Source organism: Pseudofrankia saprophytica (genome assembly GCF_000235425.2).
Lineage (GTDB): Bacteria > Actinomycetota > Actinomycetes > Frankiales > Frankiaceae > Pseudofrankia > Pseudofrankia saprophytica.
The window spans coordinates 7,100,769-7,122,619 of sequence record NZ_KI912266.1 but is presented as its reverse complement, the minus strand read 5'-3'; the positions used below and the strand labels follow the sequence as shown (position 1 = coordinate 7,122,619).

The following is a 21,851-nucleotide window of genomic DNA, read 5'->3' as shown; positions in this document are numbered from 1 at the left end:
CCAGGACGCCGGTGACCGGGTCCGCGACCGCGTCGGCGAGGAACACGGGAGCGCCGGCCGCGTCGACGGCGACCGCGCCCGCCGCGGCCGCCGCGTCATCGCCGAAGGCCGGCCGCTGCCGCCACGGCCCGGTCCTGCCGTAGCCGGTGATGCTCACCCAGGTCAGGCGCGGGTTACGGGCGATCAGGGCGGCCGGGTCGATGCCAAGCTGGTCGAGGGCACGTGGGCGGGATGCCTCCAGGACGACGTCCGCGCCCTCGATCAGCCGCACCAGCGCGGCCCGGCCGTCGGCGCGGCGCAGGTCGACGGTGACGCTGGCGTGCCCGGCGTGCAGCAGGTCGTAGAACGCGCCCGGTCCCTCGCGGGCGCCGTCGAGCCGGCCCGCGCCCTCGACCTTGACGACCCGGCCACCGGCGAGCCCGAGCAGGTGCGCGCACAGCGGCCCGGCCCACAGCGAGGACAGGTCGATGACGGTGAACCCGCCGCCGCGGTCGCCGCCGGCGCCAGCGCCGCCCGCGGGGGCGTCCGGCGGACGGCCGTCGACGAGGAAGGGCGCGAACGGGAACCGCTGGCCCCTGGCGAGTGCCTGGGCGTCGGCCGCCGCCTTCGCCGGGTCGACGACCAGTGCGACCGGCAGCCCCAGCAGCTCGGCCCTTTCCGTGAGCACCCGCACCGGCCGGTCGGCGACGACGGTGGCGAGCGCGTCCCACGGCCGTGCCCATGTCGGCGGCGTGCCGTCTCGGTCACGCTCCGAAGCCGGGCGGACCTCGTCGGCGAGGTCCGCGTCGGTCGGTTCGAGGTCGTCGCGCTCCAGCCAGGCGGGCAGCAGGTCGACGTCGTCCGGACGGGCGAGGTTCACGGCCAGCCAGCCGTCGGCGGCGCGGACCAGCCGGGCGGCGCGGCCGGCGGAGAAGGCACCGCCGCGGGTCAGCCCAAGGGCCGCGGCCCGCTCGCCGAGGAGCTGGCCGGCGCTCGCGGGCGGGTGCATGGCCGAAGTCGGCGCAGCAGTCGCGGAGCCTCGCGCGGACGGAGGCCCACCAGCCGGCGGGGGAGCGCCGGCGGGAGCCGCGAAAGGATGCCCCAGCTCGGCGGCCAACGTCCGGATCACGGCCAGGGCGGCGTCGAGCCGGGCCACGAACGGCACGGTCAGCCCGAGCGGGGCCGCCCTGGGATGCCCGGTCAGCGCCATCGCCCCGCTGGCCGCCCAGCCGGGTTCGACGCCGTGCTCCCAGCCGGCGGGCCCGATCCGGCCCGCGCGCAGGTCGGCGGCCCAGTCCGTCAGCACGTCCGGGAGCGCCGCCCGCTCGCCGCTCGCCGCCACCTCGCCGCCCTCCCGCCGTTCTCGCCCGCGTGTCCGCGTGTCCGCGTGCCCACCTGCCTGCCCGCCGCCCTGAGCCCGGCACTCTCCCATCGGGTGGGCGTCGAGCGCGTGCTCACGTCGGCGCCTCGGGCATGGCGCCTCGGGCATACGGTATGGCCGTGACCGCGGCGTTGGATGCGCAGGCGCTGCCAGCCGGCTCGGCGCTCGACCTCGTCAGGTCACTGTCGCCGGCCGACCTCGCCGACGTCTTCCCCGCTCCGATCCTCTTCGTCGACCTGGCCGACGCGCGCCCGGACGAGCTGGCGGCGTTGACGGCCCGCCGCCCACCGCTCGTGCTCGTCGGCGTCGGACCTGGGGCCGACCGCCCGGGTGACGGCCGGAGCGGCGGCCCGGGAGGCTCGCTGGTCCCCGCCGCCGCGGGGCTCGACGTGCTGCTGCCCGAGGTGCTGGCGCCGGGCGACGACGTGGACGCCGCCGTGGCCACGCTGGCCCGGGCGGCCGGCGAGCACCCGGAGGCCGCGGTGGCGCTCGTCGGGCTGCTGCGGATGTCCGAGCGGCTCGAGCCGTTGGACGCGCTGGTCGCCGAGTCGCTGGCGTACTCGACGCTGCTGGCCGGCGGGGACTTCGCCCGCTGGCTCGCCGCCCGCCCGCCGCGCGCGCACCGGCCCAGCGCCCAGCCGCTGCTCACCCACCGCGACGGCGACCGGCTGGTGCTGACGTTCAACCGGCCGGAGGCCCGCAACGCCTTCGACACGGGGAGCCGCGACGCGCTCATCGCGGCCCTGCGCGCCGCCTCGGCGGACGACACCCTCACCGAGGTGGCGCTCACGGCCGCCGGACCGGCGTTCGGCGCGGGCGGCGACCTCACCCAGTTCGGCACCGCTCCCGACCTGGCCAGGGCACACCTGGTCAGGACGGGAGCCAGCGCCGGCGCCGAGATCGTCCGCTGCCCGCACCGGACCGTCGCGTACCTCCACGGCGCCTGCGTCGGCGCCGGCATCGAGATCCCAGCCTTCGCCGACCGCGTCGTCGCCGCCCCGGACGTCGCGATACAGCTCCCCGAGCTGCGCCTCGGCCTGGTGCCGGGCGCCGGCGGCACGGTCAGCGTCACGCGGCGGATCGGGCGGCGCCGCACGGCCTGGATGGTCCTGACCGGCGTCTTCCTCGAAGCCCCGGCCGCCCTGCGCTGGGGCCTCGTGGACGAGGTGGCCGCACCCGGCTAGCGGCGCTGGGCCAGGCACGTCACCCAGCCAACGGCGCTGGGCTAGGCACGTCGCGTTCGGCGTCGGTAGCGTTCCCAGACGGATGGGGACTGGTGGGCGGCACCGCTCGCCCGCCGCCCGGGCCCAGACCGTTCCCGACGTCGACAGGACGGACCATGAGCGAGATCCGTTACGAGGTCAGCGACGGTGTCGCCGTCGTGACCCTGGACGCGCCGGCCCGGCGCAACGCCCTCACCCTCCCGATGGCGGCCGAGCTGGTCGCCGCCCTCGACGAGGCGGACGCCGACCACAAGGTCGGCGCGGTCGTCATCGGCGGCGGCGCGTCGTTCTGCGCCGGCGCCGATCGCGCGGTGCTCGCCGCCGCCGGCGCGGACCCGGCCGAGGATGAGAACTTCACGAACATCGAGGCGATCTACCAGGCGTTCCTGCGGGTCGGCGAGCTGCGCTCGCCCACGATCGCCGCGATCCGCGGGGCGGCGGTCGGCGCGGGGATGAACCTCGCGCTCGCCACCGACCTGCGTGTGGTCGGCAGCGACGCCCGGCTGCTGTCCGGTTTCCTGCGGATCGGCCTGCACCCGGGCGGCGGGCACTTCTCGCTGCTCGAGCGGACGGCCGGCCGGGAGGCCGCCGCCGCGCTGGGCCTGTTCGGCGCCACGATCACCGGGACGCGCGCGGTCGAGCTCGGCATGGCCTGGACCGCCGTCGACGACGCGGCCGTCGACCAGACGGCCTTCGACCTTGCCGCGGCCGCGGCGGCGGACCCGGAGCTCGCCCGCCGCACGGTCGCCTCCTTCCGCCGCTCGACCGGCAACCCCGGCGTCTCCTGGGACCTCGGCGTCGAGATCGAGCGCTCCCCGCAGATGTGGTCGATGCGCCGCAAGAACGCGACGCTGCGCGCCTCCACCTCCTGACTGGGCCGGCCGGCCTGGCGCGCGACGGCGGTGCGTCGTCGCGCGCCCGGAGGCCGGCCCCGGGTGGTGGTCAGCCCCGGGCGTCAGTCGGTGGTGCGGCGGCGGTAGAGGTGGACGGCGAGCGGGGCGGTCACCGCCAGGATCGCGACCGACCACAGGATCGCCGCGGCGATCGGGTGCTGCATCGGCCAGGCGTGCGCCGCGGCCGACGGGTTGGGGTTGCCGAAGAGCTGGCGCATCGCGGCGGCGACGGAACTGACCGGGTTCCAGTCGGCGATGACGCGGACGAACGACGGCATCCCGGAGGTCGGGACCATCGCGTTCGACACGATCGCGAGTGGGAAGAGGATCACCAGGCCGATGCCCTGCGCGCTCTCCGGCCCCTCGGTGACCATGCCGAGGCAGGCCGTCGCCCAGATCAGCGCATAGGAGAACAGCAGCGGGATCGCGAGGCCGGCGATGAACTCGGGCACCGAGGTGTGCGGGCGCCAGCCGATGACGAGCCCGGTCAGCAGCACCATCGTCGTGCACAGGACCGCCGAGAGGATGTCCGCCACCGAGCGGCTCACCAGCACCGACGCCCGCCAGATCGGCAGGGCGCGCAGGCGGTCGATCGTGCCGGTGTTCAGGTCGGTGGTGAGCCCGACGGCGGTTCCCATCACCGAGGTGGTGAGGTTCAGCGTGACGAGCCCGGCTACCGCGAACTCCTTGTACGAGCCACCGGGCAGCGAGATGCCGGAGCCCAGCACGTAGATGAACAGCAGCGTGAACAGCACCGGCTGGATCAGGACGTCCGAGAGCTGCAGCGGCTCGCGGGCGATGTGGATGAGGTTGCGTCGGGTGAGGACGGCGACGTCCCGGAAGGGGCGGGAGAACGTCCCGGACCGTGTTGGGAGACTCGGGGCGGCGTCGAGCGCCGGCGCGAGCTGGGTCATCACAAGGCTCCGTTGATCTTGTTGGGGTAGGTGGCGACCGGCAGGCCCGTGGCCATGGCCGGCGTACGCGGCATGGGTGCCGCCGGCTCGCCGGCGTCGGCCGCGCTACCGCTGCCCGTGGGGTCGGCGCTGTCGGCGGATGTCTGGCTGGCGGCGGCGGCGCCGGTGCGGGTGAGCGCGAAGAAGACGTCGTCGAGCGACGGCGGGTGCACCGCGACGTCGTCGACGACGGCGCCGACGGCGTCGAGCGCGCGGATCACCGCTGTCGCCACGCCCGCGCCGGCGTTGACCGCGGCCCGCAGCCGCCGGCCGTCGGCGCTGACGTCGACCCGACCCGCGACCAGCGGCGCGAGCGCCCCGACCGCGCCGTCGTGGGCGGCGGTGAGGGTCACCTCGAGCCGGGTCCCGCCGACGGCGCCCTTCAGCTCGCTGGGGGTGCCGTTCGCGATGATCTGGCCGTGGTCGATGACGACGATCCGGTCGGCCAGGGCGTCGGCCTCGTCGAGGTACTGGGTGGTCAGCAGCAGGGTGGTGCCCTGCCCGACCAGCTCTCGGATGACGTCCCACATCCTGGCCCGGCTGGTCGGGTCGAGGCCGGTGGTCGGCTCGTCGAGGAAGAGCACCGGCGGATTGGCGACCAGGCTCGCGGCCAGGTCGAGCCGCCGGCGCATGCCGCCCGAGTAGCCGCGCACCGGCCGGTCGGCCGCGTAGGTCAGCTCGAACCGCTCGAGCAGCTCGGCCGCCCGGGTGGCGCCCTCGGCGCGGCGCAGGCCGGCGAGCTCGGCGACCATCCGCAGGTTCTGCCGGCCGGTCAGCGCCTCGTCGAGCGTCGCGTCCTGCGCGGTCACGCCGATCCGGCGGCGGACCTCGCCGGCCTGGGTGACCACGTCGTGGCCGGCGACCTTGGCCCAGCCGCTGGTCGGCCTCGCCAGCGTGGTGAGGATCCGGACGGCGGTGCTCTTGCCGGCCCCGTTGGGGCCGAGCACGCCGAGGATCGTCCCCGCCGGGACGCTCAGGTCGATCCCGGCGAGCGCCTGGGTCTCGCCGTAGCGCTTGGTGAGGCCCTCGGCCTCGATCATCGTCTGGACCATCCGGTCCTCTTTCCCTAGTGTGGTTACTTGCCGCACGGTAAGGACAACGCAAAACCTGCCGGTCGTCAAGTAAGTTCTGCGTTACGATCGACTGGTGCGCCTGCGCGCGTGCCCGGCCAGGCCTGGAAGATGAGGTGGAGGACCTATGAGAGGCGCTGTCAGCCTGCCGACAGGTAAGATCTAGTGATGGCCAGGCCGCCGGCGCGCCCCGCGGGCGAGAAGAGCACTCGAGAGCAGATCCTCGACGTCGCTCTTGAGCTGTTCACCGCGAATGGCTATGAGAAGACCTCGCTGCGTGAGATCGCCGAGCGGATGAACTTCTCGAAGGCGGCCCTGTACTACCACTTCGCCAGCAAGGACGACATCCTGCTGGCGCTGCACCTGCGGCTGCACGAGATCGGCCAGGCGGGCCTGGAGCGGATCGAGATGGACCGGGTTCGCCCGGCCGACTGGGTCCGCATGATCGACGAGTTCGTCGACCTGCTGCTGGAGAACCGCCAGCTCTTCATGTTCCACCTGCGCAATCACGCGGCGCTGGAGAACCTGCAGAACCATGAGCACGACGGTGCGAACCAGGACATCGAGGAACGTGCCCGGCGCCTGCTGAGTGACCCGGGGATACCGCAGGCACGACGCTTGCGGCTGTCCTTCGCGCTGGGCGCGGTGATGATCGGGCTCGTGATGAGCGGCGACCTGTTCGCGAGTACTCCGACCGAGGAGCTGCGGGTGGAGCTGCGCTCCGTCGTCCGCGACATCCTCGAGCCCGGCGGCGTCTCGCCGGACGCCGACCGCGAGAGCTCTCAGCTCCTACCACGGTAGGACGAACACGGTCAAGAGGCGCGCCTGGGCATCGGCCCAGGTCGCGCGGGTACAGTTCGGCTGCCCACGATCGTCATTCATTGTCGCGAGGGCCCGTTATGCCCGACCCCGCCGTCTCGCGACCTGTGTGACGGGAGTTGACTGCAATCATGTCGTTGCCGGGAATGGTGGCCGCCCCGGAGGGCGTGCCCTGCTTCCTGGCCGACACCTGGTGGTTCGCCCTCACCAGCCGGCTGTCCGACGACAGGTTCGGCGAGCTTGCCCGGCTACGGGCCGCGCAGGGGTTCAGCGCGGTCCAACTCGTCGTCGGCATCCCGCCCGAGGTGGGGCCGGGCAATGCCAGTGCCTGGAGTGGACATGGGCCGGCCTGGTTCGCCGACGGCCGCCCGAACGCGCGCTACCTCGACCATGCCAGGCGTCGCATCGAGTACCTCAACGCCGTCGGGCTGAAGGCCGTCGTCTACGGCTGCTGGGGCCACCAGCTGGCCTGGCTCGGCGTCTCCGGCGCCACCACGTGGTGGGCGCGGCTGGTGGAGCGGCTCGACGACCTGGACGTCCTCTACTGCCTGTCCGGTGAGACCAACCTGTGGATCGGCGCGGAGGGCGCGCTGCTGCCCGACCGGTCCACCGACGACCTGCGCCGCAGCGCCGCGCGCGCCCGTCTTCCGGGCCGGCTGAAGGGCGCGCTGCGGCCGCTGCGCGCCCGCTACGTCCGCCACCGGCACGCCGCCGCGGCGCGGGGACGCCGCGCCGGCTGGGACCAGGTGCTCGGCGCGCTCGCGGCCTCGACCGACCGGCCGGTGCTCGCGCACGTCGTCCCCGGCGAGACCAGCGCGGACGCGCTGGACCGGGCCGACCTGCTCGCCGCCGTCACCGTGCAGACCGGCCACGACCAGGCCAGCCGGCCGCTGTTGTGGGAATGGCCGGCGCGGGTCGCCCGGCGTTTCCCCGGCCGGCCGTTCATCAACCTGGAGCCCTGGTACGAGGGGATCCGGGACGACTTCGGCCCCGCCGACCAGCTGTTCGCGTACTGGGTGTCGATGCTCGCCGGCGCGGCGGCCTACTGCTACGGCGCGCACGGGATGTGGAACGCCGGCGACGGCTCGTTCCTGGCGCACTGGGGGAAGCAGAGCCTGGACACGGCGGCCGCGCTGCCCACGCCGGGGCTGCTCGGCGCGAGCCACCGGGTGCTGCTGCGTCACGGGTTTCCGGACCCCGGGGGCGTGACGACCGTCGACGCCGCCGGCGGAACGCTCCGCTCGATCACCCGGGCTCGCGCCGACGGCTCGGGCGCCGTCACGTTCTACCCCGACGCGTCGCTCGTGCCCGACGGGCCGCGCGCCCGCGTCCGGGCACGGCCGGCCGCCCGGGACGGGGACGGCTGGTACTTCGCCCCCGACCAGGGGGAACCCGTCGCCCAGCCACCCGGTAGGGGCCCCATTGTCCTGCTCACGTGACGGCCGAGAAGCGCCCCTCGACGACGTCACCGTCATGGAAGGAACGTCACCAGTGCCCAACGGCTCACGTGTCCGGGTAAGGCGGCCAACGCTCCCCAGCCCGACGGCATCGATGCCCACGGCGACATCCTGATGACTGCGAGTGCTGACATGACTATGAGAACGGTGTTGTCCGCCTCGTCCGTCCCGTGGCCGGCGCCCGCGGTGCCGTCGCCGCTCCCGTCGGCGGAGGTGCGCGTCGGCGTCGTGGGGACGGGGTACATCGCGCGCGGCCTCGCGCACATGCTGCGCCGCTCGCCCCGGCTGCGGCTGTCGCACGTGCTCACCCGGCGTCCGCTCGACAACGCTGTCGGCCCCTGGGACGACCGCGCCACCCACTCGGTGGAGCGCCTGGTCGCCCACTCCGACGTGGTCGTGATCACGACCGGGGACGCGGTCCACGGGACCGAGGTCGCGGCCGCCGTCCTGGCGGCCGGGCTGCCGGTGGTCACCATGGACGCCGAGCTGCAGGTGACCGCCGGCTCGTACCTGGCGAGCCTCGGCCCCATCGTCGAGGCCCAGGGCGACCAGCCGGGCACCCTCGCGCTGCTCGCGCACGAGGCCAGGCAGATGGGCGTGACCCCGCTGGTCTACGGGAACATCAAGGGCTTCCTGAACCACAACCCGACGCCGGCCGAGATGGACTACTGGGCGCGGCGGCAGGGCATCTCGCTGACCCAGGTCACCTCGTTCACCGACGGGACCAAGCTGCAGATCGAGCAGGCGCTGGTCGCCAACGGGCTGGGCGCGACCATCGCGCGCCGCGGCCTGCTGGGCCCGCGCACCGACACCGTGCCGACGGGCGCCCTGCAGCTCGCCGAGGCCGCCGCCGCTCGCGGCGGGGACCCCCTCAGCGACTACGTGCTGCCCGAGCGCGGCAACCCGGGCGTGTTCGTCGTGGCCACCTTCACCGAGGAGCTCGGCGAGTTCCTCCGCTACTACAAGGTCCGGCTCGGTGACTCGCCGTACGTGCTGCTGGAGCGCCCGTTCCACCTGTGCAACCTGGAGATCCCGCTGACGATCGACCGACTGCTGCGCGGTGACCTCGTGGCCTTCAACAACGGCCCGAACCCGCGGGCCAGCGTCGCCGCGGTGGCCAAACGCGACCTGGCGGCCGGGGAGTCGATCGGGCAGGCCATCGGCGGGTTCCAGGTGCGCGGCGAGGCGGTGCTGATCGCGGACGAGCCCGACCACGTGCCCATCGGCCTGCTCGGCGGCGCGACGGTCGAGCGTCCCCTCGCTGCCGGCGAGACGGTGCGCTTCGAGCATGTGGACGTGCCCGAGAGCCTCGCGCTGCGGGCCTGGCACTGGACGCTCCAGTCGGTTCTGGCGCCGCCCACCGGGGCCGGGTCGGCCGGGACGGCCGGGACGCGCGTGCCGAGCCAGCCGACGGCGCCGGGGCCGCTGGCGAACGGCCGAGCCCACCGGCACGCCGCCAACTGACTGGGACGTAGGCACTGCGGGCGGACCCCCGGATCGGCGGCTGGAACTCGGGCGTGCACGATGTCAGGCGTAGGCGGTCTCCGTCTGTGGCCACGGACCGCCGCCAGGCCCCGGCTGGCCGCGGACCGCCCGGCGGACATCTCCGTCCGGGGTCGTGCGACCATTGCGAAGCCCTGCGTTGCCGGGTGGGCGGTTCGGTGCGGACAGGCGTGTCCCATGTCGGTTCGGGGCCTGAGAATACTCTCCAGCTACTGAAGTGTAGAAGGTGGTATCCGGAACATCCGCGCGGCGGCCCGCCGCCGGGCGGCGGTTCTCGCCGGCCGACCGCGTCGCGGTGCGCGGGTGGAGGAGACAGTGGCCAGGGACGTCGTGAACGGGCCCGCCGCCCACGCTGACATGGCCGGCGTGGGCGCCGCGGACAGCGCGGGCGCGCTGGAGAAGCAGGTCACCGAGGCACTCTCCCGGCTGGACCTGGAGGCGCGGGTCCGGCTGCTCACCGGCGCGTCGTTCTGGCGGACGTGGCCATCGCCCGAGGCCGGCCTGCGGACGATGGTGCTCTCCGACGGCCCGGCCGGCGTGCGCGGCGAACGCTGCGACGAGCGCGAGCCGTCCGCCAACCTGCCCTGCCCGTCCGCGCTCGCGGCGACCTGGGACGAGCCGCTGCTGGGCGCCGTGGGCCGGCTGCTCGCCGCGCAGGCCAGGGCCAAGGGCGTCGACGTCGTGCTCGGCCCGACCGTCAACCTGCACCGCAGCCCGCTGGGCGGCCGGCACTTCGAGTGCCTGTCCGAGGACCCGCTGCTGACCGCGCGGGTTGGCGGAGCGCTGGTACGCGGCATCCAGGCGGGCGGCGTCGCGGCGACCGTGAAGCACTACGTCGCGAACGAGTCCGAGACCGACAGGTTCACCGTCGACGTCCGCGTCGACGAGCGCGCGCTGCGCGAGGTCTACCTCGCGCCGTTCGAGACGCTGGTGCGGGAGGCCGGCGCGTGGGCCGTCATGGCCGCGTACAACAGTGTGGCTGGCGCGACCATGACGGAGAACGCGCTGCTGCGCGGCCCGCTGAAGGACGAATGGGGTTTCGACGGCCTGGTCGTCTCGGACTGGATCGCCACCCGCTCGACCGTCCCGGCCGCCCTGGCCGGCCTCGACCTGGTGATGCCGGGCCCGTGGGGTCCCTGGGGCCCGGCGCTGGTCGGCGCGGTCCGGGACGGCAGCGTGCCCGCCGAGGTCGTCGAGGACAAGGCCCGCCGCCTGCTCCGCCTGGCCGCGCGGGTCGGCGCCCTCACCGACCCGGCCGGACCCGGTCCAGCCGACGACACCGGGGCCGACGACACCGGGGCCAAGGACGCGGGGGCCAGGGACGCGGGGGCCGACCCGGCGGGGCCGCACGCGCGGGACCTGCTGCGGCGGGCGGCCGCGGGCGGGATGGTCCTGCTGCGCAACGAGGACGGGCTGCTCCCGCTGCCGGGCGCCGGCACGCCCGGCGGGATCCGCCGGATCGCCGTGGTCGGGCCGAACGCCACGCTTCCGCGCGGTCAGGGCGGCGGCAGCGCGACCGTCTTCCCGCCGCACCTGGTCGGCCCGGCGGACGGGCTGCGCGCCGCGCTCGGCGACGGCGTCGAGGTCGTCACCGCGACCGGCGTGCGCGCCGAGCCCTGGCCCGCGCCGCTGTCCACCGCGAACGCGCGCGACCCGGAGTCGGGCGAGCCGGGGGTACGGGTCCGCTTCTTCGACGCGGACGGGAACGTGCTGCTCGGCGAGCGGCGGCTGTCCGGCCGACTGATGTTCATGGACGACCCGGTGCTCGCCCGCTCCGCCAGGGTGGAGGTGACGGCGCTGCTGACCGCGCGAGCGAGTGGCCGGCACCCGCTCGGCTTCGCGGGCATGGGCCGGTTCTCGCTGCGCGCCCACCCAGCCTCCGCCGGCGCCACCGGCACCGGCACCGGCACCGACGTGAGCGTGGCCGCGGGCGTGGAGACCGTGCTCTACGACGACACGCTCGAGCCGCCCGACGGGGACATCGTCGCCGCGTTCCTGCGCCCGCCGGTCTGGTGGGGCGGCGTGGACCTGACGGCGGGCACGGAAGTGCTGGTCACGTTGCGCCACGACCCGCCGGCCGGGATGCCGGTCGCCTCGTTCGCGTTGCTGGGCGAGGAGCCGTCGCCGACCGGCCCGCGGGAGCTGGAGACCGCCGTGGAGCTGGCCGCGTCGGCGGACGTGGCGGTCGTCGTCGTCGGCACCAGCGACCGGGTCGAGAGCGAGGGTGTCGACCGCGGGGGCCTGGACCTCCCGGCGGAACAGGACGAGCTGGTGCGCCGGGTGGCCGCCGTCAACCCTCGCACCGTCGTGGTCGTCAACGCGGGCGCGCCGGTGCTCCTGCCCTGGCGGGAGCTGGTGCCGGCCGTGCTGCTGTCGTGGTTCCCCGGGCAGGAGTTCGGCGCGGCGCTCGCCGACGTGCTCCTCGGCCGCGCGGAGCCCGGCGGCAGGCTGCCGACGACCTGGCCGGCGAGGGCCGAGGACTGCCCGGTCTGGTCGGTCACTCCGGTCGACGGGGCCCTCGACTACACCGAGGGCATCCATGTCGGTTACCGGGGCTGGTCGCGGCGTGCCACGGCGGCGGCAGCCGACGGGCCGGCGGCCCCGGTGGGCTCCGGCCTCGCCGCGTCGCCGCCCGCGCCTGCCTACCCGTTCGGCCACGGCCTCGGCTACACGACCTGGGCGTACGAGTCGCTAGACGCCCCAGCGGTCCTCGCCCCCGACGAGCCCCTGCGCGTCCAGGTCACCGTGCGCAACAGCGGTGACCGCCCCGGCCGCACGGTCGTCCAGGCATACCTGAGCCGCGGGGACTCGGCCGTCGAGCGGCCCGCGCTCTGGCTGGTCGGCTTCGCCACAGCCGACGTGGCTCCCGGCCAGCGGGCCACCGTCTCGGTCGAGATCGCCCCGCGCGCCTTCCAGCACTGGCGGCCCGCCCTCGGCGGCGACGGCGGCGGGGCGGGCGGCTGGTCGACCGAGCCGGGCACGTTCACGCTGCTGGTGGGGCCGTCCAGCGCCAGGCTCGCCCTGCGCCGCGACGTCGTCGTCGCGTCCTGACCGCCGTCGCGTCCTGACCGTCGCGGGCCGCCAGCCGGATCGACGGAGGGGTTGTCCGGCGGGCCGGTCGGTCGCTGAGGTCCGAAAAAGGGGAAGCTAGCTTCCTGTCCGGGGATCGGACTGCCTGTCATGTTTTGGGGCATGGTGATTCGTCGCCGCGCTGCGGGGGTACGCAAGGCAGCGCACGGCCGACATTGCCGTCAATGGCCTTCGGAGGCGCACTGGATGGACACGATCGCCCCTCCTTCGGCGGGCCCGCCAAGCTGGGGACGCGCGTGATCGACAGCAACGGCAATGCCGACGGCCCCCAGATCGAGCGGAATTCGGGTGCCGGCGGGGCGTCCGGCGATGGCCCGATGTCTGATGGTGAAGTTCTGATGGCGCTGAGTGTCGATGGGGCGCCGGAGGCCGTGCCGAGGGCTCGTCGGGAGATCTCCAGTCGCCTGGCCCGGGCCACCTCGCCCATGCGTGACCTCGTGGGCGACATCAAGCTGCTCGCCGGCGAGCTGCTGACCAATGCCGTGCTCCACGGCGAGCCTCCCGTCCAACTGCGGCTCGTGGCCCGCCGCTCGTCGCTGCGGGTGGAGGTGGCCGACACCAGCCAGGTGGCCCCGCTGCGTGCCCGCAGCAGCGCGGACACGATGACCGGCCGCGGGTTGGCGCTCGTCGCCGCGATCGCCGCGCGGTGGGGCACGGACGTGAACCGGAACGGCAAGGTCGTCTGGGCCGAGGTCGACCTCGCCGGTGCCGACGAGCCGGCCGGCGAGACCGGCCCGGACTCCGCCGGCCGGCACCCGGCGGGCCTGGTCGAGACCAGCCTGGTGGGGACCGCCCCGGTCGAGACCGGCCTGGACGGGGCGGTCCTCGCCGGCGCGAGTCTGGACGGGGTCGTCCCCGCCGCGCGGGCAGAGCCCGGACCCGGCGACGACCGAGACGCGGTTCCAGCAGCCGCCGCGATGGCGTCGGCGGCGCAGGCCACCCCGACGGCGTCCGGTCCGGGCTCGCCGCCGCGCTACCGCGTCAGCCTCGGCGATGTCTCGACCGACCTGTTGCTCGCCGCTAAGAGCCACGTCGACAACCTCGTCCGCGAGTTCACCCTGGCCGCGGTGGGCGGGACCAACGGCGAGAGCGCGCCGGTCCCGCCGGAGCTGGCGGAGCTGATCCGGACGGTGACCGAGCGGTTCGGCGAGGCGAGGCAGGCGATCCGCAGGCAGGCGCTGGCCGCGGCGGCCGCCGGGCAGCGACGCACCCATCTGGAGCTGTGGCTGCCGGCGAGCACCGCCGAGGCCGGTGAGGACTACCTGGCGGCCCTCGACGAGGCGGACCAGTACGCCCGGGAGGCGCGGCTGCTCACGCTGGCCTCACCGCCGGAGCATCGGGCCTTCCGGCGCTGGTATGTCTCCAGCCTCGTCGCCCAGCTGCGCGCCGCGGGCCGCGGCGAGCCGGTGCCGCCGGGGCTGAGCTTCGAGGAGTACCTGCGTCAGCGGCCGGAGCGCGAGCTGCCGGGCATGCCCGTCGACGACGAGGCTCGCTGACCGTTCACCGCGGCCACCAACGTCGCCGCGTCTCCAAGGGCACCGAGCCTCCAAGGTCACCGCGCTGACGCGACCACCGCGCCGCCACGGTCACCGCGACCACGCGGCTGCCGGCACGCGGGCCTGATCGGCGACGCCGGGCTCGCCCGCGCCGGCGCGTGAGCAGGTCGCGTCACCGAACGGATGTGTCGGTCACAACGGGCGAGCTTGTAGAGGACAACAAGCAAGCTTGTCGGCGACAACGAGAATGCCGCGTCGCAGGGGGCAGAATCGGGGCGGCGGACACCGGTCCACGCGACATTTGCCTGGTCAGCGGGCTCGCCAGCCAACCTGGCGGCGCCTGCCTCCATGAGGCGGGGACCGGTGCCCACGCCGTCGGCCGGAGACTCGGTCGCCGGCGTAGCCCACCGGTAGGCCAACGCCGCGGTGGATCGGCCGGCGACGGGAGTGATCATGGCGGCGAGGCTTTCGGACGAGTACCTGGGCGAGCATGTCGATGTTCTGATCATCGGCGCCGGGCTGTCCGGCATCGGCATCGCCACCCACCTGCGCAGGCGCCACCCCGGTCGCGGTGTCGCCCTGCTGGAGGCGCGCGGCACGCTCGGCGGGACGTGGGACCTCTTCCGCTACCCGGGCATCCGGTCCGATTCGGACATGAACTCCCTCGGCTACGCGTCCCGGCCGTGGACGGGGGAGGAGTCGATCGTGGACGGGCCGTCGATCCTGCGCTACCTGGCCGAGACCGCCCGGGCCCACGGGGTCGACGAGCTGGTGAGGTACGGCCACCGGGTGGTCGCGGCCAGCTGGTCGAGCACGCTGGCCCGCTGGACCGTCGACGTCGAGCTCACCGCGGACGCCCCGCCTAGCGCGCCGGGCGGTCCGGGCGGTCCGGGCGTGCCAAGCGGTCCGGGTGCGGCGGCCGCCGCCGGGCCGCGGCGGATCCGGCTGACCTGCGACGTCCTCGTCGGCGCCACCGGCTACTACCGCTACGACCGCGGCCACGAGCCGGACTTCCCCGGCCGCGCGGCGTTCCCCGGCAGGGTGGTGCACCCCCAGCACTGGCCGGATGACCTCGACCACTTCGGACAGCGGGTGGTGGTGATCGGCAGCGGGGCCACGGCGATGACGCTCGTGCCGGCGCTCGCCGAGCGGGCCGCGCATGTCACGATGCTGCAGCGCTCACCGACGTACGTCGTCGCGTTGCCCGCCGTCCACCCGCTGATGACCCGCCTGCGGCGCGTGCTGCCGGCCCGGTGGGCCGCGTGGCTGGTTCGCTGGCACAACATCCTGCTCGGCCAGTTCATGTACTGGCTCAGCCGGCACCGCCCCGAGGCGGTGCGGCGGGAGCTGTTGGCCCGGGTGGCCAGGGCGCTGCCGGCCGGCTACGACGTCGCCACGCACTTCGCCCCGGCCTACGGCCCGTGGGACCAGCGGCTGTGCGTCGCGCCGGACGGTGACCTGTTCCGGGCGATCTCCGCCGGGAACGTCGAGGTCGTCACCGACCACGTCGACACGTTCACCGAGCGGGGGATCCGGCTGAGATCCGGCCGGGAGCTCGCCGCCGACGTCGTCGTCACGGCGACGGGCCTGCGGCTGCGGATGTTCGACGGGATCGCGCTCACCGTCGACGGCGAGCCGGTGCACGTGCCGCGGCGCCGGGTCTACAAGGGCATGATGCTCGAGGGCGTCCCCAACTTCGCCTTCGCCCTCGGCTACGTCAACGCCTCCTGGACGCTGAAGGTCGACCTGGTGGGCGGCCACCTCTGCCGCCTGCTGCGCCACCTCGACCGGCACGGTTACCGCGTCTTCGTCCCCGGCGACCTCACGGCGGATCGCGCGCTTCCGGCCGGCTCCGCCGCCGGGACGGGTCGCGGGTCGTCGGTGCTCGACCTGACCGCCAGCTACGTGCTGCGCGACGCGGGTGAGCTGCCCCGCCAGGGCGACCGCCCGCCGTGGCGGACCCGGATGAGCTACCTGGCGGACATCCGCGCGCTCCGGTTCGGCCGGGTCACCGGCCTCGACCTGCGCTTCCTGCCGCCGCCCGAGGCGGCGTCCGAGGCGGTCGTCAGGCGACCGGCCGCGCCCGCCGTCAACCAAGGCACGGCGGCGGACGACGCGGTGCCGGTGCCGTCCGTGCCGACGCAGTCCGTACCGATGCCCTCCGTACCAATACCGTCCGCGCCGACGCGGGTGGCTCGCTAGGCGACGGGGTCGGGGTCGGGGCGCAGGTCGCGGAACAGGCACTCCTGGGTGAGGCTGGCCACGAGCCGGCCGTCGCGGCTGTGGACCGTGCCGGTGTACACGCCGCGGCCGCTGGCGACCGTCTGCGGGATGACATCCATGAGCATCCAGTCGTCGAGGCGCGCCGGGCGGTGGAACCAGACGGCGTGGTCCAGGCTCGCGCCGGAATGGGCCCGCCCCTCATGCCAGGCGGCGAGGCCGCCCGAGACGTCCGACAGATAGGTGAGCACGCTCGCGTGCAGCATCGGGTCGTCGCCGAGCGGGAGCGTCGAGCGTGCCCAGAAACGGGTCGGCCAGTCCGCGTCCGGGTAGGGCTGCTCCGGCAGCCGGCTCTCCATGTTGAACAGCCGGGCGAGCTGGAGCGGCGCGAGCGTCTCCGGGTCCCGCGACGCCGGCGGGGGGCCGACCTGTCTGTCGAGGCCGTTCTCGGGCCGGTGGAACGAGCAGGCCATGTTGAAGATCACCTGGCCGCCCTGGATGGCGACCACCCGGCGGGCCGAGAACGACCGGCCGTCCCGGTCCCGCGCCACCCGGAAGATCGTCGGACGGGCGGCGTTGCCGCGGCTGAGGAAGTAACCATGCAGCGAGTGCGGCAGCCGCCCCTCGGACACCGTCCGCCCGGCCGCGAGCAGCGCCTGCGCCGCGACCTGCCCGCCATAGAGGGAGTAGGGCTCGTCGAACAGGGCCGTCGTCCGGTACAGGTCGCGGTCGAGCTCCTCGAGCGCGAGCAGGTCCAGCAGCGTGACGCCCGCCTGCCCCGGCGGCACCGTTTCGTCCCGCCCGTTCCGTTCGCTCACCGTGTCCCCTCGCCCACCCCGGCCGCCCAGCGCACTCGTTCACCGCGCGCTCGCCGCGGTCAGCCCGAGCTCAGACTCCGTCGGGGACGGGGCGGGGCAGGCGATGCCAGCGGCTCACCCGGTCTCCGGGCGCGCGGGGCGCGGGCACCAGGCTGGCGGCGAGCCGGTGGGCGTCGTGCCGGGAAGGCTCAGGGGCCTCCTCGGTGGTGCTGATGCTCAGCAGGTCCTCGTCGTTGGCGGCGGCGATCACCTGAGCCGCCCACCGCAGCTGGTCGCGCACCTGGCCTCCCGTCGGATCGACCCCGCGGCGCCACGGGCCGCGTCGGGCCCGGCTCCTCGGTCAATCCTGTCTACGAACCTCTACCACACTGTAGATGTCGCCTCCGCGCCGAGCCGGCCGTGTTTTGTTGTCCTCCTATGGGCCCCCGTGGCAGCTGAGCGCCTTTGTCGGGTCGTCCGCGCGCTGGCGCGGCCCTCGCCCGAGCGAGCGGCGTCGCGCCTGCCGTGTCCAAGGTCACGGCAGGGGGCGGCCCATTGGGGGGCTGGCTCGATTCCTCTGGCGGTCTGGAGGATGGCCGGCCATGGCCGGCGGAACCCACGGCGAGATCTCCGGCTGGGAGCCGGTCGGCGTCCTCGGCGGGACGCGGCGGTGGCCCGCCGTCGCAGGCCGGCGCGGGGGAGCGGGGCCCGCGCGCCTTTGCGCGGGCCGCGACCTGCGCGGACAACCTATTCGCGGAGCCGGGCGCCGGCTTGTCGGAGAATCGGCGCCAGGCGGCCGCTTTGCCTTCCTGTGACCGGTGCCACTCATTCATTGGCGCCGCGACAAAAGGAGTGAATGTGGCCCGGGCCACTCCACGGCGGTGGCGGGTCATTGGCCTGTCTGCTATGCGTCATAGCTCACCTCCGACCGCCTTCCAAAACTGCCGAAACGTGGTTCAGAATGGATTTGCGGCCGCCGGGGAAATGCGGTCGCGGTCACACCTGCCCCAGGAGAATGACATGCAGAACGACGCTTCCACCATCACGCGGCTGCGGTCGCAGGCCGCCGCCCGCCGGGTCGCCCGCCGCCAGCGCCGTGCCCTCGAGACCTACCTGGCCCAGGACGCCCTCTCGCCGAACGCCCGCCACGAGCTCGAGGTCATCCTCGTCCGTCAGGGCGGCTCCCTGTAGGACCGGCGTCGTCGGCCCCGCGTGACGGGTGACCGGTGACACGGGCCGGCCGTCTTCGCCGGCTGGAATTCGGCACCTTCCGGGAATACACACGGAACCCGATTTCGGGCAGTCAGCCAAAGGGCTCGCCGGATATCGGGCCGAGTGACCCGCGGCACACGCGGCGCGCGAGACCGGACAACCGGGCGTCGAGTGGCCGGACCTCGAGTTACCCGCGACACATCAGTCAGGCCGTCGGCCCGCGGGCGGTGCGCGAGAAAGGCGCGCCGGCCAGCAGGCGCGGCCAGCACCTTTCGGAGCCGACCGGGACTTCCCGGCCGGCTCCGGGTGTTTCTGGGGCGCCGCGGCCGAGTGCGTCGACATCCATGCGCGTCGGGCCGCTCGGCAATGCCCTTCCAGCGCTCTGCGGTTCCTCGCGGCTCCGCTCCGCCGGACGGCCCGCCGGACGCGCCCGCCGCATCGCCGCCCCGCCGTGCTGGCATGCGTGAATCCGTCCCTGCCAGCATCACTCTCTGTTTGAGCCGGGCGCCGATGGTGCGCCGTGCCGGAGTGCCGCCCCCGCGCCCGCTCCTCGTGCGCGCAGGTGGCGGCGTGGCCCGGCGTGGCGGGCGCGACCGGCCAGTACCTCGACCTTCTTCGACAGATGGCAATCGTGCGACTACCGTGCGTGCCGAATTGATGGTGACCGACTGTCGCAGCGAGGGGTCCGAGGCGTATGGTCCGCAAGTCCGCGCCAGAGCAGGTCGAGACGGTCGTCGTCGGGTCGGGCTTCGGTGGTTCGGTCACCGCGTTCCGGCTCGCCGAGGCAGGCCGGGACGTGCTGGTGCTCGAACGAGGCCGGGTATACCCGCCGGGTGCCTTCCCGCGTACGCCGAGCGAGGTGGCCGGCGCGTACTGGAACCCCGGTGAGGGCAGGCACGGCCTGTTCGACATCTGGTCGCTGGGCGGGTTCGACGCGGTGGTGTCGTCGGGGCTTGGCGGCGGCTCGCTGATCTCCGCCAACGCGCTGATGCGCGCGGACGAACGGTGGTTCGTCCGCCCCGACGCGCAGCCGAGCGGCCGGGGAGCCCAGGCTGGCCCTCGCGCGGCCGCCGCCGGCCGGCCCCGTGGTGCCGGCGGGTCCGCGGGCACCGGGTCGCGGCGCCGGGCGGCCGGACGGCCCTGGCCGATCAGCCGCGCGGACCTCGAACCGCACTACGACGCCGTGGAGAAGATGCTCGGCGCGACGCCGTTCCCCGCCGGCCGCCCCGGTTACGAGGCCGCCGAGCGGACCGCCGCGCTGCGCGCCGCGGCCGAGCGGATGGGGCTGGAATGGCGGCAGCCGGCGCTCGCGGTCAGCTTCGCCGCCCGCGGCGCCACCGCACCCGGGCTCGCGCTTCCCGAGGCTCCGTACGGCAACGTGCACGGCCGCGCCCGCACGACCTGCCAGCTCGCCGGCGACTGCGTCCTCGGCTGCAACCACGGCGCCAAGAACAGTCTGGACCACACCTACCTGTCGGCGGCCGCCTACCACGGCGCGGAGATCCGCACCCGGTGCGAGGTACTGGCGATCGCTCCCGACGACGACGGCGGCTGGGTCGTCACCTACGTCGAGCACCACGGTGCCGTCGACGGCACACCGCGTGACCTGGCCATGCTGCCGGCGCGCACGGTGCGGTGCACGCGGGTCGTGCTGGCCGCCGGCGCGCTCGGCTCCAGCTACCTGCTGCTGCGCAGCCGAGCGGCCCTGCCGGGCCTGAGCCCGATGCTGGGGCACGGTTTCAGCGGTAACGGCGACGCGCTCGGAGTGGTATCCGGCGCTCGCCACGCGGACGGATCCCCGTGGCCGCTGGGCGGTGCACCCACGGTCACCGCCAGCGTGGCGGTGGCGGACGGTCCTGGCGGCGAGCCCGGCTTCCACATCCAGGACGCCGGCGTTCCGGCGTTCGTCTCCTGGCTTCTGGCCGGCCACCGAGCCGCCGGTGGTGGTGGTCTGTGGGGCGGCCTGGGTCATCCCCTGCGAGTCGCCCGCGGCTGGGTCGCCGACCGGTTGCGCGGCGGGCAGGACGATCTGAGTGGGCAGCTGTCCCGGTTCGCCCAGGCCGGCGCGGACGGCGAGGCCGTCCTGGCCCTGCTGGCCATGGGCCGGTCCGCGGCCGACGGCGTGCTGCGGCTGGACGGCGACCGGCTCGGCCTCGAACGCGCGAGCACCGACCGGGACGCGGACACCGATCGGGTGCGCGCGACGATGGCGCGGCTGGCCGACGGCCTCGGCGGCCGGCTCGAGCCGCACCCGCTGGCCTCGCCACGCCGCCGAGCTACCGCGCACCCGATCGGCGGTGCCCCGATGGGAGACAGCTCGCGTGACGGCGTGGTCGACGCGCTGGGCGAGGTCTTCGGCCACCCCGGCCTGTACGTCCTGGACGGCGCCGCGCTGCCCGGGCCGCTCGGCGTGGGCCCGGCGTTGACGATCGCGGCGTTCGCCGACCTCGCGGTCCAGCGCATGCTGGACGCGAGCCGTGACCGGGCCGGCGGGGTGCCCCGTCCGCGCTCGGCGACGAGCGGCCGCGTCGCCGGCACGGCCGCGACCACACCGGCATCGGCCAAGGCGGGAGCGGTCAGGACAGCGACGGCCAAAACGGGAACGGCTAGGACGGCGACGGCCAGGACGGCGACGGCCAGTGCGGGAACGGCCGGGGCCGGGGCACCCGGGACGAAAAATGCCGCGAGGACTGGCCCGGCCGCGACGAAGGCCACGGGAACGAGCGCGACCCGGACCAGCCCGGCCAGGGCGGCCGCCGCGGGCGCGGGTTCGGCCCGGGCCACCGCGACCGGCTCGGGTTCGGCACGGGCAGGAGGCACCGCGGCGAGCGCGCCTACTGCCGCGGCCGGCCGGTCCGCGGACAGGACATCGGGCGAGATTCCGCCGCCCAGGTCGGCCGCGACGTCCGCGGCCGCGGCGCGCGGGACAGCACCCCGGCTCCCGTCGCCCCGGACGTCGGCGCCGCGGACTCCGGCGGCCACCGGGGCGACCGCGACCAAGGCGGTTCCCGCGTCCACCAACGCCAGCGCGGCGGTTCCGGCCAGGGCCGGCGGAGCGGCCGATGCCGCGAAGGGGACGCCGGGCGCGGCCAGCGCCAGCGTCGCCCGGACGACCGGGACGGCCAGCGCCGCCAGGGAGAATGGCGCGGCGAGCCTGGCCAAGGCCAGTGGCACCCCCAAGTCCGATGTCACCGCCAAGCCCAATGTCACCCCCAGGGCCGGTGCCACCGCCAAGGCGGGTGGCGCGACCAGCACCGTCAAGGACAACGGCACGGCGGCCACAGCCAGGGCCAGTGTTCCCAAGGAGACTGGGACGGCCAGCGCCGCCAGGCGGAGCAGCGCGGCGGTCGCGGCGAAGGCCGGCACGGCCAGGACGAATGGCGCGGCGGGCACTGCCAGGGCGACTGGGACGGGCGGCGCCGCCAAGGTGACCAAGGCCGCCGGCGCGGCCAGGACGACCAAGGCCGCGGGCGCGACCAGGGCATCGAAGGCTGCCGGCGTGACCAGGGCACCGAGGACGGCCAGCGCGACGAACGCACCGAACGCGGCGGGGGAGACCAGGGCGACCACGGCGCCGAGCGGGTCCAGCACCGCGACCGCGACCGCCACCGCGACCGCCACCGCGTCAGGGACGGCGCGGGGCAGCTCGGGCCCGGCGCGGGACGTCCCGTCGCCTCGGGGCGGCGCCGCGGTGGGCGAGGCGGGTCCGGCCTCGGCCGACGCCGCCTCGAAGTAGTCCGCCGGCCCCGGCGGGGCCC

Annotated in this window: 15 protein-coding genes; 10 read left to right on the top strand and 5 right to left on the bottom strand. The window is 75.0% G+C overall.

Annotation, left to right across the window (positions count from 1 at the left end; genetic code table 11):
* On the bottom strand, positions 1 to 1,411 hold a 1,411-nt coding region (locus FRCN3DRAFT_RS47025; RefSeq protein ID WP_232794198.1), incomplete at its 3' end, for a CoA transferase.
* Positions 1,412 to 1,473: 62 nt separating this feature from the next.
* Here FRCN3DRAFT_RS47025 and FRCN3DRAFT_RS0229975 point away from each other — a divergent pair.
* Complete coding sequence (locus tag FRCN3DRAFT_RS0229975) at positions 1,474 to 2,544, top strand: enoyl-CoA hydratase/isomerase family protein (RefSeq protein ID WP_425343326.1); 1,071 nt, start codon at positions 1,474 to 1,476, stop codon at positions 2,542 to 2,544.
* A 155-nt stretch (positions 2,545 to 2,699) separates the two neighbouring features.
* The gene (locus tag FRCN3DRAFT_RS0229970; RefSeq protein ID WP_007515918.1) at positions 2,700 to 3,455 is read left to right on the top strand and encodes an enoyl-CoA hydratase-related protein; all 756 of its coding nucleotides are present in this window, start codon (positions 2,700 to 2,702) and stop codon (positions 3,453 to 3,455) included.
* Positions 3,456 to 3,538: 83 nt separating this feature from the next.
* On the opposite strand, the gene FRCN3DRAFT_RS0229965 is transcribed toward FRCN3DRAFT_RS0229970, so the two are convergent.
* Positions 3,539 to 4,390: an ABC transporter permease gene (locus FRCN3DRAFT_RS0229965; protein WP_007515917.1), complete on the bottom strand. Its 852-nt coding sequence runs from the start codon at positions 4,388 to 4,390 to the stop codon at positions 3,539 to 3,541.
* A complete protein-coding gene (locus FRCN3DRAFT_RS0229960) occupies positions 4,390 to 5,481 on the bottom strand; it encodes an ATP-binding cassette domain-containing protein (RefSeq protein WP_007515916.1) in 1,092 nt (363 codons plus the stop codon). The genes FRCN3DRAFT_RS0229965 and FRCN3DRAFT_RS0229960 overlap by 1 nt, the downstream gene beginning before the upstream one ends.
* 186 nt (positions 5,482 to 5,667) lie before the next feature.
* On the opposite strand from FRCN3DRAFT_RS0229960, the gene FRCN3DRAFT_RS49995 reads away from it, so the two are divergent.
* The 6 genes from FRCN3DRAFT_RS49995 (at position 5,668) to FRCN3DRAFT_RS0229930 (ending at position 16,066) form a co-directional block, all read left to right on the top strand.
* Positions 5,668 to 6,300, top strand: coding sequence for a TetR/AcrR family transcriptional regulator (locus tag FRCN3DRAFT_RS49995; protein WP_007515915.1), 633 nt, complete (start codon positions 5,668 to 5,670; stop codon positions 6,298 to 6,300).
* Between the two features lie 149 nt (positions 6,301 to 6,449).
* Positions 6,450 to 7,757 (top strand): apiosidase-like domain-containing protein, encoded by a 1,308-nt coding sequence (locus FRCN3DRAFT_RS0229950; protein WP_007515914.1) that lies wholly within the window; start codon positions 6,450 to 6,452, stop codon positions 7,755 to 7,757.
* A 150-nt stretch (positions 7,758 to 7,907) separates the two neighbouring features.
* Complete coding sequence (locus FRCN3DRAFT_RS0229945; RefSeq protein ID WP_007515913.1) at positions 7,908 to 9,239, top strand: SAF domain-containing protein; 1,332 nt, start codon at positions 7,908 to 7,910, stop codon at positions 9,237 to 9,239.
* A 342-nt stretch (positions 9,240 to 9,581) separates the two neighbouring features.
* Positions 9,582 to 12,329: a beta-glucosidase family protein gene (locus FRCN3DRAFT_RS0229940; RefSeq protein WP_232794197.1), complete on the top strand. Its 2,748-nt coding sequence runs from the start codon at positions 9,582 to 9,584 to the stop codon at positions 12,327 to 12,329.
* Positions 12,330 to 12,706: 377 nt separating this feature from the next.
* The gene (locus tag FRCN3DRAFT_RS47015) at positions 12,707 to 13,864 is read left to right on the top strand and encodes an ATP-binding protein (protein ID WP_232794196.1); all 1,158 of its coding nucleotides are present in this window, start codon (positions 12,707 to 12,709) and stop codon (positions 13,862 to 13,864) included.
* 453 nt (positions 13,865 to 14,317) lie between these two features.
* The gene (locus tag FRCN3DRAFT_RS0229930; protein ID WP_007515910.1) at positions 14,318 to 16,066 is read left to right on the top strand and encodes a flavin-containing monooxygenase; all 1,749 of its coding nucleotides are present in this window, start codon (positions 14,318 to 14,320) and stop codon (positions 16,064 to 16,066) included.
* Here FRCN3DRAFT_RS0229930 and FRCN3DRAFT_RS0229925 read toward each other — a convergent pair.
* A complete protein-coding gene (locus FRCN3DRAFT_RS0229925; RefSeq protein ID WP_007515909.1) occupies positions 16,063 to 16,902 on the bottom strand; it encodes an acyl-CoA thioesterase in 840 nt (279 codons plus the stop codon). The genes FRCN3DRAFT_RS0229930 and FRCN3DRAFT_RS0229925 overlap by 4 nt on opposite strands.
* A gap of 70 nt (positions 16,903 to 16,972) precedes the next feature.
* Positions 16,973 to 17,182, bottom strand: coding sequence for a hypothetical protein (locus FRCN3DRAFT_RS0229920; RefSeq protein WP_007515908.1), 210 nt, complete (start codon positions 17,180 to 17,182; stop codon positions 16,973 to 16,975).
* Positions 17,183 to 17,901: 719 nt separating this feature from the next.
* On the opposite strand from FRCN3DRAFT_RS0229920, the gene FRCN3DRAFT_RS55485 reads away from it, so the two are divergent.
* A complete protein-coding gene (locus tag FRCN3DRAFT_RS55485) occupies positions 17,902 to 18,072 on the top strand; it encodes a hypothetical protein (RefSeq protein WP_007515906.1) in 171 nt (56 codons plus the stop codon).
* Between the two features lie 715 nt (positions 18,073 to 18,787).
* Positions 18,788 to 21,829 (top strand): GMC oxidoreductase, encoded by a 3,042-nt coding sequence (locus FRCN3DRAFT_RS49990; protein ID WP_007515905.1) that lies wholly within the window; start codon positions 18,788 to 18,790, stop codon positions 21,827 to 21,829.
* Positions 21,830 to 21,851 lie beyond the last annotated feature (22 nt).